The sequence below is a fragment of the Streptomyces sp. NBC_01384 genome (assembly GCF_045040035.1).
Taxonomy (GTDB): Bacteria; Actinomycetota; Actinomycetes; order Streptomycetales; family Streptomycetaceae; genus Streptomyces.
The window spans coordinates 690,500-708,343 of sequence record NZ_CP109560.1 but is presented as its reverse complement, the minus strand read 5'-3'; the positions used below and the strand labels follow the sequence as shown (position 1 = coordinate 708,343).

At 68.9% G+C, this 17,844-nt stretch carries 16 protein-coding genes and 3 pseudogenes; 9 read left to right on the top strand and 10 right to left on the bottom strand.

Annotated elements, in window-relative coordinates; translation table 11 throughout:
• Positions 1-157: 157 nt before the first annotated feature.
• Both OG747_RS50950 and OG747_RS50945 read left to right on the top strand, forming a co-directional pair.
• Positions 158-1,078 carry an ATP-binding cassette domain-containing protein gene (locus OG747_RS50950; RefSeq protein ID WP_331743573.1) on the top strand — a complete coding sequence of 307 codons (921 nt, stop codon included), beginning with the start codon at positions 158-160 and terminating at the stop codon, positions 1,076-1,078.
• On the top strand, positions 1,075-1,929 hold the full coding sequence (locus tag OG747_RS50945; RefSeq protein WP_331743576.1) for an ABC transporter permease: 855 nt from the start codon (positions 1,075-1,077) through the stop codon (positions 1,927-1,929). The genes OG747_RS50950 and OG747_RS50945 overlap by 4 nt, the downstream gene beginning before the upstream one ends.
• 294 nt (positions 1,930-2,223) lie before the next feature.
• Here the strand turns inward: OG747_RS50945 and OG747_RS50940 are convergent, their stop codons facing one another.
• The gene (locus OG747_RS50940) at positions 2,224-3,216 is read right to left on the bottom strand and encodes an Lrp/AsnC family transcriptional regulator (RefSeq protein ID WP_331743579.1); all 993 of its coding nucleotides are present in this window, start codon (positions 3,214-3,216) and stop codon (positions 2,224-2,226) included.
• 187 nt (positions 3,217-3,403) lie between these two features.
• Here OG747_RS50940 and OG747_RS50935 point away from each other — a divergent pair, with 187 nt between their 5' ends.
• The 3 genes and pseudogenes from OG747_RS50935 to OG747_RS50925 all read left to right on the top strand — a co-directional run bounded on the left by OG747_RS50935 (position 3,404) and on the right by OG747_RS50925 (position 5,444).
• Positions 3,404-5,023, top strand: coding sequence for an amidohydrolase (locus OG747_RS50935; protein ID WP_331765180.1), 1,620 nt, complete (start codon positions 3,404-3,406; stop codon positions 5,021-5,023).
• Between the two features lie 81 nt (positions 5,024-5,104).
• Positions 5,105-5,233: pseudogene (locus OG747_RS50930) on the top strand (AAA family ATPase); the annotation flags it as partial.
• 16 nt (positions 5,234-5,249) lie between these two features.
• The gene (locus OG747_RS50925) at positions 5,250-5,444 is read left to right on the top strand and encodes a hypothetical protein (protein ID WP_331743585.1); all 195 of its coding nucleotides are present in this window, start codon (positions 5,250-5,252) and stop codon (positions 5,442-5,444) included.
• On the opposite strand, the gene OG747_RS50920 is transcribed toward OG747_RS50925, so the two are convergent.
• The 3 genes from OG747_RS50920 to OG747_RS50910 are packed head-to-tail and all read right to left on the bottom strand — an operon-like array spanning position 5,441 to position 8,657.
• On the bottom strand, positions 5,441-6,202 hold the full coding sequence (locus tag OG747_RS50920) for an ABC transporter permease (protein ID WP_331743587.1): 762 nt from the start codon (positions 6,200-6,202) through the stop codon (positions 5,441-5,443). The genes OG747_RS50925 and OG747_RS50920 overlap by 4 nt on opposite strands.
• Positions 6,199-7,725, bottom strand: a complete 1,527-nt coding sequence (locus OG747_RS50915; RefSeq protein WP_405886376.1) for an ABC transporter permease subunit — start codon at positions 7,723-7,725, stop codon at positions 6,199-6,201. The genes OG747_RS50920 and OG747_RS50915 overlap by 4 nt, the downstream gene beginning before the upstream one ends.
• On the bottom strand, positions 7,722-8,657 hold the full coding sequence (locus OG747_RS50910) for an ATP-binding cassette domain-containing protein (RefSeq protein WP_331743589.1): 936 nt from the start codon (positions 8,655-8,657) through the stop codon (positions 7,722-7,724). Before OG747_RS50910 ends, OG747_RS50915 begins: the two co-directional genes overlap by 4 nt.
• A 184-nt stretch (positions 8,658-8,841) precedes the next feature.
• Between OG747_RS50910 and OG747_RS50905 the strand changes: the two genes are divergently transcribed.
• The 3 genes from OG747_RS50905 to OG747_RS50895 all read left to right on the top strand — a co-directional run bounded on the left by OG747_RS50905 (position 8,842) and on the right by OG747_RS50895 (position 11,688).
• Complete coding sequence (locus OG747_RS50905; RefSeq protein ID WP_331744987.1) at positions 8,842-9,504, top strand: response regulator transcription factor; 663 nt, start codon at positions 8,842-8,844, stop codon at positions 9,502-9,504.
• Complete coding sequence (locus OG747_RS50900) at positions 9,501-10,652, top strand: HAMP domain-containing sensor histidine kinase (protein ID WP_331743591.1); 1,152 nt, start codon at positions 9,501-9,503, stop codon at positions 10,650-10,652. Before OG747_RS50905 ends, OG747_RS50900 begins: the two co-directional genes overlap by 4 nt.
• Positions 10,653-10,806: 154 nt before the next feature.
• A complete protein-coding gene (locus OG747_RS50895) occupies positions 10,807-11,688 on the top strand; it encodes a recombinase family protein (protein WP_331743594.1) in 882 nt (293 codons plus the stop codon).
• A gap of 83 nt (positions 11,689-11,771) precedes the next feature.
• On the opposite strand, the pseudogene OG747_RS50890 reads toward OG747_RS50895, so the two are convergent.
• From OG747_RS50890 to OG747_RS50865, 6 genes and pseudogenes are all read right to left on the bottom strand, one after another.
• A pseudogene (locus tag OG747_RS50890) lies at positions 11,772-11,936 on the bottom strand (recombinase family protein); the annotation flags it as partial.
• 69 nt (positions 11,937-12,005) lie between these two features.
• Positions 12,006-12,886 (bottom strand): annotated as a pseudogene (locus tag OG747_RS50885) (IS982 family transposase).
• Positions 12,887-12,949: 63 nt separating this feature from the next.
• Positions 12,950-13,240 carry a hypothetical protein gene (locus OG747_RS50880; RefSeq protein ID WP_331743596.1) on the bottom strand — a complete coding sequence of 97 codons (291 nt, stop codon included), beginning with the start codon at positions 13,238-13,240 and terminating at the stop codon, positions 12,950-12,952.
• Between the two features lie 69 nt (positions 13,241-13,309).
• On the bottom strand, positions 13,310-13,684 hold the full coding sequence (locus tag OG747_RS50875; RefSeq protein ID WP_331743598.1) for a DUF317 domain-containing protein: 375 nt from the start codon (positions 13,682-13,684) through the stop codon (positions 13,310-13,312).
• Between the two features lie 542 nt (positions 13,685-14,226).
• Positions 14,227-15,615 (bottom strand): IS1380 family transposase, encoded by a 1,389-nt coding sequence (locus OG747_RS50870; protein ID WP_331743605.1) that lies wholly within the window; start codon positions 15,613-15,615, stop codon positions 14,227-14,229.
• 50 nt (positions 15,616-15,665) lie between these two features.
• Entirely contained in the window at positions 15,666-17,015 is a 1,350-nt protein-coding gene (locus OG747_RS50865) for an NAD(P)/FAD-dependent oxidoreductase (protein ID WP_405886372.1), read from the bottom strand.
• A gap of 386 nt (positions 17,016-17,401) precedes the next feature.
• Here OG747_RS50865 and OG747_RS50860 point away from each other — a divergent pair, with 386 nt between their 5' ends.
• A complete protein-coding gene (locus OG747_RS50860; protein WP_331743610.1) occupies positions 17,402-17,800 on the top strand; it encodes a hypothetical protein in 399 nt (132 codons plus the stop codon).
• Positions 17,801-17,844: the final 44 nt, after the last annotated feature.

Genomic DNA, 17,844 nt, shown 5'->3' with positions numbered 1-17,844 from the left:
CGACGGGGAGGTCGATGTGGCGTCCATGCCGCGAGACTAACCAGCCGCTGCCCGCGCGACATCGGCCCCGGGACGTACGCCCGCGGGCTGACCCGTCGGCGCGATTGCCGCCCTGGGCCCCATGCCCGGCCGGGGACTTCTCGGCAGGGTGGGCCGTGTGATCGAAGTCCACGAACTCACCAAACGCTACGGCAGCAAAACCGCCGTCGACCATCTGTCCTTCACCGTGCGGCCGGGCCAGGTCACCGGATTCCTCGGCCCCAACGGAGCCGGCAAGACCACCACCCTGCGGATGATCCTCGGCCTGGACGGGCCAACCGCCGGCTCCGCCACCGTCAACAACGTCCCCTTCCACAGCCACCCCCGTGGACTGCGGCACGTCGGCGCCCTCCTCGACGCCACCCAGGTCCACGGCGGACGCAGCGCCGCCGCCCACCTGTCCGCTCTGGCCCGCAGCAACGGCATTCCGCTGCGCCGGGTGGACGAGGTGCTGCAGGAGGTGGGGCTGGCCGATGCGGCGACCCGCCGCATCGGCGGGTTCTCGCTCGGGATGAAGCAGCGGCTCGGTATCGCCACCGCCCTGCTCGGCGACCCGCCCGTGCTGATGTTCGACGAGCCGATCAACGGCATGGACCCGGAAGGCGTTCTCTGGGTGCGCCGCCTGTTCCGGCGCCTGGCCGCCGAAGGGCGCACCGTCTTCCTCTCCAGCCACCTGATGTCGGAGATGGAGAACACCGCCGACCAGCTCGTCGTCATCGGCCGGGGTCGGCTCATCGCCGCAGAGTCGGTAGGGGACTTCGCGGCCCGCAGCACCCGCCGCAGCGTCGTGGTGGGCAGCCCGCAGGCTGCCGCGCTGGCAGCGGTGCTGACCGCCGCAGGCGCATCGGTCGAGCCGCAGGGCTCGACGGGCACCGAGAAGCTCGCCGTGACCGGGCTGCCGGCGGAGCGGATCGGAGCGCTTGCCTTCGAGAACAAGATCATGCTGAACGAGCTGACCACCCGAACCGCCTCACTGGAGGAGGCGTTCATGGAACTCACCGCCGACAGCGTCGAATACCTGGCAGGACAATCCCGATGACCACGATCACCTCCGTCCCCTCGACCACCTCGGACGCGCCCGTCGCCGAGTCGCCCGCCCGCTTCCGCGACCTCCTGGCGGCCGAGTGGATCAAGATGCGGTCCCTGCGTTCCACTCCGTGGACGATCGCACTCACTGTCCTGTTCGTCATCGGGTCCGCAGCCGTGGCGGCACTGGCGGACTACAAGAACTTCGAAGCCTCCAGCGCGAGCATGCGACAGCCCCCCGGCTTCCTGCCCTACGACGCCTATCCGGCGGCCGGCTACATGACGCTGATGCTCGTCGCCGGCAGCATCGGCGCGATCACCGTCGTCAGCGAATACAGCAGCGGCCTGATCCGCACCACCACCGTGGCCGTCCCTGCCCGCGGTTCAGTGGTGTTGGCCAAAGCGGTCGTCACCGCCGGCGTGTGGACCGCCGTCGGCACGGCCATCTCCACCGGTTCCTTCCTGGTCTCCCAGGCCATCTTGAACGGGCGGCACGCAGGGGTCTCGATCACCCATCCCGGGGTGTTCCGGGCGCTGGCGGCATCCGCGCTGCTGGCCCCGGTCTGCGCACTGGTCGGCCTGGGGCTCGGCGTCCTGATCCGGCACAGCGCCGCGACCATGGTCACCAGCGTCTTCACGCTGCTGATGCTGTCCACGATCTTCTCGCAGACCAAGCGCTGGTCCGCCGACGTCAACCACGCGATGGTCATCACCGCCTGGAAGCGCCTGGTCCAGAACTGGCCGCCGGATCCCGGATCCCTCGGCTACACCGCCACGGTCGCCGGCTCCTGGATCGTGTACGCTGTCTGGCCGCTCGTCGCGGTCGTGCTCGCGGTGGTCGTCGTGCGGCGCCGCGACGTGTGAACCCGCGGCATGTGGATCTCCGCGCGGACCGCCACCTCAGGGGCGGGGGTGCCTGGTTGTGCACGCGAGCGTGGACGAAGGCGACCGCGGGAGAAACGCAGGCCGCGCAGCGCCGGGCTGGACAGGGCTGCCCGGGCCAGGACGGCGATGCCGGCGGCAACCTGGCGGCCGGGCCCGGGCGTTTTCCCCACTTTTTTGTACTGGTGAAGGGGGGCAGTATTGCGAACCTGCGCTATTCCACACCGGATGTGGCCTCTGGGGCCTGCCGGGCCGACAGGACAGGCCGCGAACCGGCTACTGGGGTCCGGGAGCCCGAGAGGCGTGGCGGATGAGGCCCGTGCGTTTGACGGTCGCCAGGAGGGGTGTGGTGTCGATGGCGGCGATGCCGTCGAGGGGGCCGATGGAGTCGGTGAGGAAGGCGTACAGGGCGTCGAGGTCCGTTGCGGCGAGAGCGACGACGAGATTGGCGGGGCCGGTGGTGGCGGCGCAGAAGCGGACGTGCGGGTGGCCGCTGAGAGTCTGCGCGGTCTGGTGCAGTGCGCCGGGCCGCACGGCGATCCACAGCAGGGCTTCGGCGTACGCGCCGAGCAGTGCGAGGTCGAGCTCGGTCGCCGGGCGCAGGACCTGGCCGCGCACGAGTGCGTCGAGGCGTCGGCGGGCGGTGAGCGCGGTGGTGTCGGCGCGGCGGGCGAGGTCGGTGTAGGTGGTCCGGCCGTCCTCGGTGAGCGCCGTGATCAGCGCGGTGTCGATGCCGAGGGGCGGGGGAGGCGCTGTCGGTGGCGCCGGGTCGGGGGCGAGCTGGGCCAGCTCTTCGGGTGAGAGCAGACCGGCGGTCCAGCGGAACGCGGTGGGGAAGACGCGCAGCAGTGTGTGGGAGGTCCAGGAGCCGATGGCATGGGTGGCGGGCAGGTCGCGCAGAAGCAGGGTGTTGCGGGCGTCGGGGCCGTCGAGGAAGAAGATCGTGGAGATCTCGTCGCCGCCGCCGAGGATGTCGACCCAGACGGTGTCCGTGCGGCGTGCCAGTGCGTCGGCGACCTGACGGATTTTGTCGGGTCGGCAGCGGATGCGCAGGGCGATGGGAACCAGGTGCGGGAAACGCGCCGGGTTGCGGACGACCGTCGCGCGCAGGGTGCCGTCGGCGTACAGCGGTGTGGCGCGGCGTACGACGGTGCGCTCGGACAGGCCCAGACAGCGGGCCACCTCGCGCCAGGAGGCACGTGGCGAGGCGAGAAGGGCAGCCGCGATCCGACGGTCCGTCTCGTCGAGAGTGTGGCGCATGATCGGCATGGTAGACCGCAGGATTGGCGTACTTCCTGTGCTTCTGGCATTCGAATGTACGTGAATCAGCGGAGAGTCCGTACAACGGTCTGGTCAGCGGACGTGGTGGACGACCGGTCTGCCGGGCGCGGACCCGGTCACCCGAGGCCCCTGACACACCCCGAACGACGACTTTCAGATGGTGGTGGAGAAGACCATGACTGATCACGGAGCCGATCTGGTGATCCGGGCCGACGCGGTGCACACACTGGCGCCCGGCCAGGCCCCGCAGCGGGCGCTGGCCGTGCGAGGCGACCGCATCGCGGCCCTGTCCCCCGACCCGAACGGCCTCGACGACTGGGTGAGTCCGCGCACCACGGTGCACGACCTGCCCGGTGCCACGGTGCTGCCCGCGTTCGACGACACCCACACCCACCAGATCTTCGCCGCGCTCGGCGCGCACGACGTTCCCGTCCACCAGGCCCACGACATCCCCGAGTTCCTGGACCTGATCCGGCAACGGGCCGAGGCCACCCCCGAGGGCGAGTGGATCCGCACCACCACCAACTGGCAGGAACTCAACCTGGCCGAGCGCCGCATGCCCACCGCGGCCGAACTCGACCAGGCCACCGACCGGCACCCGGTCCTGGTCAAGCGCGGCGGCCACAACGACGTCGTCAACACCTACGCGCTGCGCCTGGCGGGCATCACCGAGGACACCCCCGTACCGCCGGGCGGCGTCATCGGCCGCGACGCCGACGGCAGGCTCGACGGCCGGCTGATCGACAACGCCCTGGGCCTGGTTGAGCATCTGGTCCCGGCGCCGGACCAGGCCGGGCGTATCGACGGGCTGCGTCTGGCCGGCAGCCAGTACGCCGCCACCGGTATCGGCACCGTGCGCGACTGCGCGGTCACCCCGCACGATTACGCGATGCTCCTGGCCGCCCGCGAGGCGGGGGCGCTGAGCACCCGGGTGCGGGCCCTGATCTCAGCGCTCGGCATGACCAGCGCGGCCCAGGTGGAGGACCTGCTCGACGTCATGGAGGACTGGCGCCACAGCTCCGACCCCTGGCTCGGGGTGTGGGGAGTGAAGTTCGGGCTCGACGGCGGCCTGGAGGCCGGGGCCACCGAAGAGCCGTACGCCTGCGACCACGCCTTCTCCGGAACGCTGACCTGGGAGCCCGACGCACTGGTCGAGGCCGTCGAGGCCGTGGTCCGCCGCGGCTGGCGGGTCGGCACCCACGCCTACGGCGACCGTGCGGTCCGCATCCTCCTGGACGTCTACGAACGCGTCCTCGCCCGCAACCCCGGCCTGCCCGCCGGCATGCTGGTGATGGAGCACGGCGGCCTGGCCGGTCCCGAACAGCGCGCCCGCGCCGTCGCCCTGGGCATCCCCGTCACCATCCAGCAGCCGCTGCTGCACGACACCGCCGAGGTGGAGGAGGGCTTCTGGGGCCCGGAACGCGTCGCACGCCTCTTCCCGGCCCGCGGCTGGCTCGACCTGGGCGCTCAGGTCAGCGCCGGATCCGACTTTCCCGTCGGCCAGTTCGGCGCCATGCGCTCCGTCTGGGGCATGACCACCCGGCAGACCGTCATCGGCGTCAAGGGCCCCGAGCACGCCATCACCTACCACGAAGCCCTCGCCCTGCACACCATCAACGCCGCCCGCCTGTGCGGCGAGGAGAACCTGCGCGGCACCCTCACCCCGGGCTGCTTCGCCGACCTCACCATCTGGGACCAGGACCCCGCACACTGCCCCAGCGACGCCCTGCGCGACCTCAACCCCACCCACACCATCGTCGGCGGCCTCCTCGTCACACCCGCAGACGCCCGGTAGGAGACCGCGTACCGCAGATGGAAGAAACGCGCGACTCGCCCGGCACGCAGCAACCACAGCGACCGGGCGAGCACGACGCCCGGTAGGAGACCGCGTACCGCCGCAGCCAGTCTGGTGAACGACCTCGTCGAAGCCGCCGACGACAAGCAGCTCGGCAAGACCATCGCCCGCGACGGCCGCGTCGACCTGCTCGAAATCGAGACGGCGGGGCGCCGGCGCGGCATGAATGACCGGCCAGCCCGGAGCGAGCGTTCTCGTCGACGCAGCCGCCGCCATGCAGCGCGCCTGGTACGTCGACGGCCGGGGCCTCTCCGACGTCCAGGTCTACCGGGACATCGCCGCCGAGCTGGGCCTGGACTCCGTCCAACCGCGACGACCACCAACCCGGCGAACCGGACGGTCGCAGGGCCAATACACCTAGGCGTCGCGTTTGCGTAGCAGTAGGCCGCCGGCCACGAGCGCGGCGGCGGCCCACCCGGCGGTGATGCCAAGACCAGCCCAAGGGCTGAGGGGCAGGCTGTGGAGATTGGTGGTGGCCTGGATGGCGAGCCCGGCGCTCATCGGCCCGATCTGCTGGAGCAGGCGCTGCCAGTGCGGATTGCCGATCGCCTGGGAGAGGGTGGGGAGAAGGTAGAGCAGGCCAAGGATGACCCCGATGCTGGTCGCGGAGTCCCGCACGATGGCAGCGATGCCGAGGCTGAGCAGGGCGATCAGGGTCAGGTAGAGGATCGACCCGGCGGTCGCGCGTAGCGTTGGCCCGGCGGACAAGGACAGGGCGGGGTAGCCGCGGGTGGCGGGCAGGATGAGCCGCCCAGCCAGCAGCGACCCGAGAACCGCGATGCTTCCAGCCGCAGCCACGACGCCGGCGAGAGTGATGGCCTTGGCCGCGAAGACGGTGGCCCGACGCGGCATCGCCGCGAGTGTGGTGCGGATCATGCCCGAGCTGTACTCGCCGCTGATGACCAGCACCGCCAGGATGGCGACCAGCGCCTGGCCGAGCTGGACGCCAATGAGGCTGAGCCTGGTCACGTCGCCGCCGCAGCCGGCGGACGTGCATGTCACCACCGAGGTCGCCCCGGCGCTCAGGGCCACTGTCGCCGCGATCATGCCGAGCAGCAGCCACAGGGGGCTGGCGACGGTCCGTAGCTTCGTCCATTCCGCGTGCAGGGCCGGTCTCATGCGTCCCTCCTGCGGAGAAGGACGGCTGCTACGACCAGGCTTACCACCGCGTAGCCGGCCAGAACGGCGAGCCCGGCCCACGGCGCCAGCGGGTAGTAGTCGTTGTATGGCGTGTAAGGGCTTGCGGCCTGGGGGTACTGCACAAGCGTCTGCTGAACGGCGAAGGCCGCGGCCGGCGTTACCCGGGTCAGCCAGTTCGCCACGCTCGCGGGCATGAACGGGTTGGCGACCAGGAGGTACGGCAGCACGATGGCTACGATGACGGTGGTGACCGCGCCGGCGCTGCTGCGGAAGATGGCGCCGACGGAGAGGGCCAGGATCGAGGCGGTCGCGAGCAGCGCCGCGGTCCCGAGCGCCACTCGTAGTTCGGTCGAGGACGTCACCGGGAACACGTACACGCCGTTGGCCCGGGAGAGCCGCACGCCGAGCGGAACCGCGACGACCGCTCCCGCCAGCCCGGCGACGAAGGTGACGGCTCCCAGCACGATCGACTTGGCCAGCAGCACCCGGCCCCGTCTCGGGCCGGCGGTCAGGGTGACGTGGATCAGCTTCTTTCGGTATTCCGTGGTGATGAACAGCGCCCCCACGACGATCACCGCGATCAGCGCGGCGAACGTGCCGGTGAGGATGTTGCTGAGGGTGCCGGCGGCCGGCAAGGAATAGCGGACGGCGGGCGCTATGTCGCCGGCGCCGGTCACCGTGAAGCTGCCGTCGGATTCTGTGAACGAACCCGACGCGGGCGGCGGGTAGCCGGCGAAGGTGGGAGATTCGGCTCCCACCTGATCGCCTGTCCAGTTGCCACCGGTCCAGCCCCCTTGGAAACGAAGGTCCCCGAAGGCGGCCGTCGACACGCTGCCGGTCGTGCCCAGGCCCTCCACGGCCTGCGGAGATGCGACGAACAGCCCGCCTTGCGCGATCGGTCCGAGCTCCACGTGCACGGTGCCGACCTTGGTCCAGTGCGTGCCGTCGGCGGAGGCGTAGCCGGTGATCGCGTCGCCCGAGCGGTCCAGCCGCAGCCAGCGAACCGACGCGGCGGAGACAGGGCCGGGGAGGCCGGCGGTGTCGTTGACGTAGTTGTCCTGCATCCGCACGCCGTGGCTGCTGGTAACCGTGATCGCGGCGTAGGGTGATCCCTGGCGGGTGCTCTCCTTGACGATGAGCCCGGCCTTCGCCCACGGCACGACGCCGGGCCGCAGGTCCCCGAGGCCCTTGGGGATGCTGCTCTCGAGCGCGGAAACGGAGACAGTGATGCTGCCGTTTCCGGTCAGCGGCTGGTGCACGAAGTAGAAGCTGTCGGTAACCGGCTCACCGCCCGGCCCGATCGGAACGGGCGGTGAGCCCTTCTGATTGCTACTGACCCCGGCGAGCAGGGCGACCAGCACCACCATCAGTGCCGCCACCACCATGCCGGTCACCCAGCCCAGGACCGTCCGGAACTTGGTCCATTCCGCATGCAGCAACTGGAGGAAGCCGTCTCGCCCGACCCGTTGGCTGGATCGGTAAGGCGTAACGATCGGGGTCACCGTGATACCTCCGTGGGCGTCGCGGCGCGGAACTCGACCGCCTCGCGGGTGAGCTCCAGGTAGACGTCCTCAAGGGTGGCGCGGTGTGCTGATACCTCGGAGAACGGCACCGCGCTCTCGCTGAGCAGCGTCACGATCCGATCCGCGGGCAGGCCGGAGACGGTGATGGTGTCGCGGCCGGTGGCCGCCACGGTCGCGCCGGCGTGCGCGAGCACCGTCATCGCGTGCGTGCCGGCCGTGGTCCGCAGGGCCACCCTGCCCGAGGAGGCGGCCGCGATCAGGTCGGCCACGTCGGCGTCGGCGATGGCCTTGCCGCGCCCGACCACGACGAGATGATCGACGGTGTCCTGCACCTCGCTCATCAGGTGGCTGGACACCAGGACGGCGCGGCCCTGAGCGGCCAGCGACCGCAGGAATCCCCGCATCCAGATGATGCCGTCGGGGTCCATGCCGTTGAACGGCTCGTCGAGCATGATGACCGGCGGGTCGCCCAACAGGGCCGCGGCGATCCCGAGCCGCTGGCGCATGCCGAGCGAGTAGCCGCCGGCCTTGCGCCGGGCCGCCGAGGTCAGGCCGACCAGATCGAGCACCCGGTCCACCCGCCGCGCGGCCAGGCCCTGTGAATGCGCCAGCCAGAGCAGGTGGTTACGAGCACTCCGGCTGGGGTGCAGCGCCGCCGCGTCCAGCAGTGAACCGACGTGGCTCAGCGGGTGCCGAAGTCTGTGGTACGGCTTCCCCTCGATAAGCGCGGTGCCCTCCTCGACCGCGTCCAGGCCCAGGATCACCCGCATCGTGGTGGACTTCCCGGCCCCGTTCGGCCCCACGAAGCCGGTCACCACACCCGGACGGACGGTAAAGGACATGCCGTCGAGGGCCAGGGCGGCCCCGTATCGCTTGCGCAGTCCGGCGACGACGATCCCCGGGGCGCTCATCGCAGCGAGCTCAAGGTTGGAAATGGACTCATGCCGGCAGTTGTACGCGGCACCCGGTTCCAGCCCGGTCGCAGCGGCTGCGACCCTGCTGCAACCTGGAGTCTGGCATCGTTAAACGCATGGCACCTCGACCCGGCGGCCGGCTCGGCCGGCCCGCCCGCACAACGACCAGCGGTGAGTGGCGGTGAGGGTCCTCGTCGTCGAGGACTTCGAAGTCCTCGCCCGCTCCATCGGAACCGGGCTGCGCCGCGAGGGAATGGCCGTCGACGTCGTCCTGGATGGAACCGACGCCCTCGACCGCCTGGCCGTCACCCGTTACGAGGTGGTGATCCTCGACCGCGACCTGCCCGGCGTCCACGGGGACGAGATCTGCCGACGACTCGCCAACGACCGCTGCGACACCCGCGTGCTGATGCTGACCGCGGCCGACACGATCGAAGACCGCGTCGACGGGCTCGGTCTCGGCGCGGATGACTACCTGCCCAAGCCGTTCGCCTTCGCCGAACTGGTCGCCCGTGTCCGGGCCCTGGCCCGCCGGGCCACCCCGCCGCTTCCTCCCACCCTCTCCTGCGGGGACATCACCCTGGACCCGGCTCGCCGGGTGGCGTTCCGCGCCGGCCGACGTCTTGAGCTCAGCCCGAAGGAGTTCGCGCTCCTTGAATGCCTGCTGGGCTCGCCTGGCCTGGTCCTGCCCGCCGAGGAACTACTCGAACGAGTCTGGGACGAAGCGGCCGACCCCTTCACGTCTGCGGTCAAGCACACCATGCACCGGCTGCGAGCCAAACTCGGCGACCCGCCGGCGATCGAGACCATCCGCGAAGGCGGCTACCGGATCGGGCCACTATGACCAACCCCCAGCCGCTCCCCAGACGATCCCTCCAGGCCCGGCTCGCGCTCTTCTACGCCGCAGGCATCTACGTCGCCGGGATCGTGGTTCTCGCCATCGTCACCGTCCCGCTGGCCGGCATCCAGTCAACCATTCCCGCCCACAGCTCAGCGCCAGCCACAGTCACCGGCACCGGGGACGGGATCGGCCCGCACCAGCTCCTCGTCGGCTCCGCCGTCGCGCTCGCCATCCACATCCCCATCGCCCTCGCTGCCGGCTGGTTCGTCGCCGGCCGCTTCCTCAGGCCCCTGCGGGCCATCACCGCCACCGCCACCGCCATCTCCGCCGGAAACCTCCACCAGCGCCTCAACCTCGGCGAACCCGCCGACGAGCTGACTGAACTGGGCTACATCCTCGACGACCTCTTCGCCCGCCTCCAAGCCTCTTTCGACGCCCACCGACACTTCGTCGCCAGCGCCTCCCACGAGCTACGCACCCCCCTCGCCGGCCTGCGCACCCTCCTCGAAGTCACCCTCGCCGACCCCGACGCCGACGCCGACACCCTGCGCTCGGCCTGCCAGGAGGCCCTCGCCCTCGGCGGACACCAAGAACGGCTCGTCCAAGCACTGCTCGCCCTGGCCACCAGCGAGCGCGGCCTCACCCGCAGGGACACCCTCGACCTCGCCCAAGTCGCCACCGGAGTGCTCGCCCCCCGCCGCGACCAAGCAACACAGAGAGGTATCGACCTCGCCGAACACCTAGCGCCCGCAGTGACAGCCGGGGACCCGAGGCTGGTCGAAAGCCTCATCGCCAACCTCATCGACAACGCCATCCGCCACAACCACCCAGACGGGCACGTAGAGATCACCACTCAGACCTCCGGCACGCAGGCGACCCTGACGATCACCAACAGCGGACCAGTCATCCCCGACAACCAGATCCGGCGCCTCTTCCAGCCCTTCCAAAGGCTGGCGCCCGACCGTCACAGCCGCCGCGACGGCTACGGTCTCGGCCTCGCCATCGTCAACGCCGTCGCCCAAGCCCACCACGCCACCCTCACCACCAGCGCCCGCCCCGAAGGGGGCCTGGCCATCACCGTACGGTTCGCACACCCATCTCACCCAAACCCCCCACACCAGAAGGACAACTACGCAGAACTCGCGACCTAACGCATATCGAGGCTTCGCCAAACCCCCATGCATGCGCGCATCTGTGCGAGTTCTGCGACAGCCCCGGACGCGATCACGTTTCCCCAGGTCACTGTTCGCAGAAGTCCTCTCAAAACCCGGGCGTTCTGCGAGAAACTTCTGACCCACTGATCGCGTGGATCTGACGCCCAATCAAGCCGCAAACGCGGTAGAACACAACGACTGCCCCAAGTGTGAAGTACCCGCCGGGAGTGCCTGCCGCACGCGCGGCGGGAAGACCGCGACGAAGTACCACACCCCCCGCTTCGTCCTCATCGCCGCGCTGCGCGAGGAACTCGAAGTCCTCATCCCTGCTGACCGCGGCCCCGGCCGTCCCTGGAAGCAGGGACCGGCGCCCGCCGCCATGCCTGCACAGCGCACCGAGAAGCCCATCAGAATCGGGTACGCCCGTACATCGACTGCCCGCCAAGAGCTGGCGAGCCAGCTCGAAGCTCTCCATTCGGCGGACTGCCACAAGGTCTTCCAGGAGCAGATCAGCACTCGCGTCAAGGTGCGGCCCGAGCTGGAGAAGGCGCTCGCGCTGGCCCACCAGTTCAAGGAGGCTGCCCCGGACACCCCAGTCATTTTCACCGTCCACGAGCTCAAGCGGCTTGCGCGGAACGCGGCCGAGCTGATGACGCTGTCGGCCGAGCTCCAGGCCGGCGGCATCCAGCTCGAACTCCTCACCGGCCCGCTCACCGGCATCTACGACCCCAACGGCATGGGCGCCATGTTCTTCGCCGGGCAGATCGAGCGCAACTACATCCGGGAGAAGACCCTTGAAGGTCAGGTCACCGCCGCGAGGAAGGGCAACCACGGCGGACGCCCCAAGGTCATCGACGACGACATGCTCGCCTTCGCCCTCGCCCTCGCACTCAAGGGCAAGGGCGTCCCCGTCCCCGACATCGCGAAGAAGCTCACCATCAAGGCCGGCAAGAACGCGGGCACGAGCCCGTCGGTCGCCTCGCTGTACCGCGCCTTCGCCGAAGCCGAGCAGGTGACGGAGGCGGCCTCGTGAGCACAGAAGCGAAAGCCCGCCTCGCGAATCGTCAAAAGATTTGACAGCTACGCCGGTTTTCTGTTCCGTTCCTACTCGGACACCTTCTTGTCCGCGAAGATTTTGCGGCACCCGGCGGCCTTGAGAGCGTCGTACTGCCGGTCGAGGTTCTGGCCGCCGGTCGAGACCCGGGCGTACCCGATCCGGATGTCGGTGAGCACCAGCGGCTCTGGGGTGAGGAGTTGGGACGGCTCCGAGGGCGTGTGCATGCCCCGAATCCTTTCAGGAAACGGTGTCCGGAGGTTGTTGAAGCCCCTAGACGAGTCATTCCGATGTGGTCAGTGGTCGTAAGCGATCAAGGACCGCGTGACGGGCTGGCCGGTCTTGTGGTTGTGCCAGATCGCGGCGGCCATCGCGAGGATGCGCTGGGCGACGCGGACGGCGACACCTTCGAAGGTCCGGCCACCGTGCTGTTCCAGGTCGAGCCGGCCCTTGAGGGTGTCGTTGACCGACTCGATCAACTGCCGCACCGACTTCAGGAGGCTCTCGCCTTTGCGCTTCTTCTCGCGTTTGAACGTCGGTCGCAGCAACTCCGCGCCCCGGAAGGCCAGATCGGCCTCGAACTCCTTGGAGGCGAAGCCCTTGTCCGAGATCACCAGCAGCCCTGGCCGGTCCGTGACTGTCTCCGGTTCACGGTCAAGCATTGCGGTCAGCACTTCACGTTCGCCGATCTTCGGGTTCGCCAGGGCCCACAGGATCGGCATGCCGGTCGGAGTACACACCAGGAACAGGCGCAGGCCCCGGAAGAACCGGGAGTGCGAGGCGCAGTACCCGTATCCGGCCCAGCCGGCCATGTCCGACCGCTTCACCGTCGGCCGCGAGCGACCGCACTCCACCGGCGTGGAGTCGACGATCCAGTGGTTGTCGAACCAGAAGTCAGCAGCCGTATTGCCTTTTTGACCAGCGGCAACGCTGCCCGCAGTCGTTTGTTCCAGCCCGGCTGCCTGGGCACGTACGGGAACATCGCTCCCAGTCGGGAGTCCACGAACCGCAGCCAGCGCGACTCCGAGGTGAAGCCCAGCAGAGCCTGCGCGACGGCAAGGGTGACCAGCTCGGAATCGGTCAGCTGCGGCGGCCGACCCAGCCATCGGGTACCTCCGATCTCGTCATCGATCTTCACGTACAGTGCGGTCAGCAGGGCGTCCAGGTTGTTCGTCACACAACGATCTTGGACGCCCTGTCTGCGTTCCCGGACACACCGTCAGCATTCGGAATGACTCGTCTAGTTGCCGCCGGCACGGCGGCGGGGGCGGCGCGGGGGCGCCTGGACGGGGCCCTGCCACGTCAGGGCGACAGCGACCTCGGGCGGCAAATGGCCAAGCTGCGCGTCCTCGTCCCGCCCTTCGGCGAGGTAGACGACGGTCCGGCCGGTCTCGTCCACCGACTGCACGACCTGCGCCAGGCGGCGTGCCATCGGAAAGAACGGGTTCACGGCTTGGCGGACCGGAACATCTCGGTCGCAGGCGGACAGCAAGTCGATGAGATCGCCGACGGTCATCTCCTGGGACGTCACGAGCAGCCTCCTGGGGTGAGGGGAACGGTGAGCGGTGAGCGGCAGCCAGCCGACCGCCGTCTGGGGGGACTACTCGTGGGCGTCCGGCTGTCGTACGTGACGTGAGGTCTCCAGTACGCATGCCACGGCGGCGGCGACGATGTCGGCCGGCGTCTCGGTGTCGAACGACAGGCGGTAGCCGGGAACCTTGGCCGTGCCGGTGACGGCGATCGTCCATCCCTCACCCTCCGTGCCGGGACGGCCGTTCGGAAACCAGCCGAGGTAGAAGCGGCCATCCTTCGAGCTGACGTGCGCGTCCGCGTGGTCGTCCACAATCAGGTGGAAGTCGTCTGCGGAGAACTGATCGGTCACGAGCGTGGGCTGGCCGGGGCCGAGTTGCCATTCCCGGAGCCGCAGGGACTCGATCGCGGTGGAGAAACCGGGGCTCACAGGCGCTACGGTCACGGGCAATCACCTCTCTGACCTGGGGTTTCTTGCAAGGTCGTCTACGTTGACATGCCCCGCCCGCGTTGGCCAGTCTTTCCGTGATCTTTCCTGTCTGCCCCCCGGCGTTTTTTGTCCCGTCTCACACAATCGAGTGGCTTTCTCAACGAACCGAGTCTTCCGGGCTTCTGTCTCAGCGAACCTAGTCGCGCGGTTGAGGGCGCTGGGGGCGCTGGATGGCTGTACCGGCTCGGGTGAATCAGGCGGGGCTGTGCGTCGACTCGTCGTACGTGGATGCGGCAGGCGGGCGTCGTCGGCATCCGCTGCAGGTCACGAGCATGATTCGGACGCACGGAGACGCATCTGCCTGTTCGGTACTGGCGTCTCCCCACGCTGTCACTGAGCCCGGATCCACCGGCTTGATTCCCGGTTGATCGTTTCGGGGTCGCGCAGGCCGTGTCGGGGCTGAGTTGCGGATTCGGGCATGGGGTGGCCGCTGGTCTGCCCAGCTCTTCCACTTTTTCCACAGGTCTCGGGCCCTTTCGGGCGGGTCGGTCAGGGAGTCAGAGGACTGGCGGTGCATGCACCGTGTTGAAGAGCTGGGTGAAGTCCTCGCTCCAGGGCCAGCGTTCGGGCAGGTGCAGGGTGAGGCGGCGGGCGGATCGGGCCAGGCGGGCGGGCACGTTGATCAGGTGGTCACGGATGGTGGCGGTGGTTGCTCTGGCATGGAATGTTCCGGCCAGGGCGCCGGCGGCGCGGGTCAGGTTGTGTGCCAGGGCCGCCAGGGCGAGCCATGCGGCATTGGCCTGGAAATGACCGGACGGTGCGTGGGCGAAGGCGCTGTTCTTGACATCGGCGATCACCTGCTCGACGACAGCGTGCCGGCGGTGATCACGCTCGGCGTCCTTCAAGGCGAGCGGGGAGTCGGTGAACGCGGCGTGGTGGCGCCAGGTGTCGAAGAGGGTGCCCTGCCCGGCGGGGACGGCGTCAGGGTTCAGGCGCTTGACGCGGCGCACGATCAGACGGGCGGTGACCTGCTGCTTCTTCGGCTTGGAAGTGAACGCGGTGTAGGGGACCTCGGCGATCTCGGCGTCGGAGATCCAGCACTGGCCCTCCTCGTCCCAGACAGCCTTGGGGTACTTGATCGGCGTCCAGGCGGTCTCGTCGATGTGGGCGATGGCGGCCTTGACGGAGGCGTTCATCCGCACGGTGACGGAGAAGCGCGCGCCCAGCGCCCGGCAGGTGTTGATGACGTCGGCGCCGTAGAACGCGGAGTCCGCCCGCATCACCAGCAGGCCGCTCGCGCCGCAGGCGCGGGCGGTGCGGATGGTCTCGGCCACGAACGCTGCCGCCCCGCGCGCGGAGTTCGAGGGCCCTTTACGCAGCCTGGTGGCGGCGATCACGGGGGCGGCCAGGGGTGTGGAGACGATGCCGAGCAGTGCGTTCAGGCCCTTGACCTTGCTGTATCCGTAGCCGGCGCCCTGTTTGGCGTAACCGTAGGTGCGTCGGATGGTGTCGTCGATGTCCACGTAGGCCACCTGGTCCGCGCCGGGCAGCAACGGGGTGTGACGGGCCAGTTCGGGCAACAACCGGCGGGCCACGGCATGCAGTTGCTTCACATGCCCGTGGGTGAAGGAGCGCAGGAACGACCCCAGCGTGGACGGGGCCCGCACTCCGGAGAACAGGCGGCCCATCGCGCCGTGCCGCAGCCGGTCCATGTCCTCGATGCTGTCGGCGCCCGCGGCCATACCGCCCACCAGCGACATCAGCTTCGCGGCGGGGAAGGCGCCGGTGCCGTCCTTCGAGACCGGCAGCCTGATGTGCTCCCCGGCCAGCGCGGGCAGACCGCACCGTTCGGCCAGCCGCACCACCGGCTCCAGCCCGCCGTACGCGACCAGGTTCGGATCATCGAACGTGGAAGAGACCGCCGCCGCGGCATGGGAGGATTGCATCTCGGAAGTGCCTTGTCGATCGTGCCTGATGTGGTCCTAGAGAAACCCCATCATCGCAGGTCACAGGGCACTTCTTCGTTTCCGGAAGAACTATCCACAGGCATCAAGCCGGTGGATCCGGGCTGAGGGAACCGTTCCGGGCGGAAGTCCGCAAGCATCTCGTCCCTCTTCCCGCTGAGGATCTCCGAAGCAAGCAGCCGGCCGATCACCGGCCCGAGCGTGATGCCGCTGTGGGAGACAGCCTCGTAGTAGCCCGGCACAGAAGGCACCGCACCCACTGAGGGGAATCCGTCGGCTGGGATGGGCCGGTGGGCTACCCGTGTCTGCGCGATGAGGGAGTTGCCGAGTTCCGGAACGACGTGCTTCGCCGATTCGTGGAGCAGCCGTGCGAGTTCCGCTGGCTCTTCACCGGTGTCGATGAGTGCGTCGATCTCGCGGCTGTGAAGGACCACCGACGCATCTCCGTCAGGACGGATCTCGACGTGGGGCGCGTGCATGGCTCGGCGAACCGGGACCCGAGCACAGTCGATCCGGGTGACGGCTCCGGGTTCCCGGCGCATCGGCAAGTGCCGAGCAATGAGCCCGGCGACCCGGGAAGCGCTGGGCCCTGCCGCGTTCACGACGGCATCGACGTCGAGACAGCTCCCATCCGACAGAGTCACGGTCCGGATGCTCCCGTCGGCGCCGATGCCGATGCCGATGCCGATGTCGCAGACCGCGGTGCCGGACCTGCGTTCGGCGCCGGACTCAACGGCTCGGCCGACCAGGCGGCCGACGAGTTGCCGTCCGTGCACCCATGCCTCGTCGGGATAGAACAGGACCGGAGTCTTGCCGGGCACCGTGAGAGCAGGTTCGAGGCGGCGGCGCACCTCGGCCCCCGTGCACACCTCGACCCTGTAGTCCCAACTAGCCAGCAGCTCGGCTGTTTCCAGGAGCTTCGCCTCCGCTGCGGGGTCCCCAGCCCAGCGCAGGTGGCCGCTGGGATGCCACCATGAGTCTGGCCCGATGGTCTCTGCAAGCTCACGGTACGCCGCCATGCCCGCAACGTTCAGGTCGAAGTAGGACCTGCGCCCGGTCTTGTTGCTGGCGTTGACCCACGAGAAAGACCAGTTGGTGACCCCTTCGCCTGGCTGGCCGGCGTCGATGAAGACCACCTCGGCTCCATGCTGCGACAGGTTCCAGCCCACGCTGGCTCCGAGAATGCCCACTCCGATGACAGCAACACGTTCAGACCGCTGCACGCACCCGACGCTCACGAACGCCCCCTTCCAGGGTCGCGGCCCAACTCCCACCCTTAGCATGCCCTCGCCCCGTTCGGTGATGAGCGTGTGTCGAGCGGCGATGTCAGGCTCGGTCCACAGCCGCAACCTCTGCCGAGCGGCTTCAAGTTGGAGCGGCATCGGCGAACACGGCGCGGCGACACTCCCTGCAGTCTGTCTCAACCAACCGAGCCCACGTGTCTCACTCAATCCAGTCCATGCAGGTCAGCAGCATGCGGACGACTAACTTCATTGAGACAGGACAGTTTTGTTGTCCTTTGACAACGAAGTTAGTCGGAGGCAGTGCCTCTGACCTGGGACGACTGGGTTGGCTGTCAAACAGCCCATCTCGGTATGTGCACGGTGAGGCAGCGCGGTGGTCACCCGACACCAGTTACGAGGTAGTGACAATCGGGGGCCAACTTCTCAGCGCGCCAACTGCTCTTCTTCGGTGAAAGCGCGCCAATTAGGCAGCTATGAACCCTAGTTGATGCAAAGGGAACGAAGAAATCCAAGGAGACCTGAGCATGAAGCTTGGTATGAAGCGGCTCGCGGTAGTCGGCGCGCTGGGTGTGGCCTCAGCAGCACTGGCGGCATCCCCGGCGTTCGCGAAGAGCGACATCTCGATTCAGGCCACCCCCCACACCGTGCATGCTGGCCACGTCGTGAAGGTACACGGCCAGGGTGACGACGACGCCGAGCAGTACACCATACTCGTCATACAGGAGCGGTCCGGCAAACCCGGCCACTGGGGCCACTGGCACGCCGTCACGCGGAGCTTCAACGGCGATGCGCGCGCAAACGTCAAGGCCACGCACACGGGCGAGCTGCAGTTCCGTTCAGTGCTGTACTCGACCGACAAGCACCACCGGCACGCGAAGACGGACCGCACCTCCACGCCAGTGACCGTCCACGTCGTCCGCTAGCCGACGCAAGAGCACCCCACGCTGATCGACCGCCTTCCCCAGAA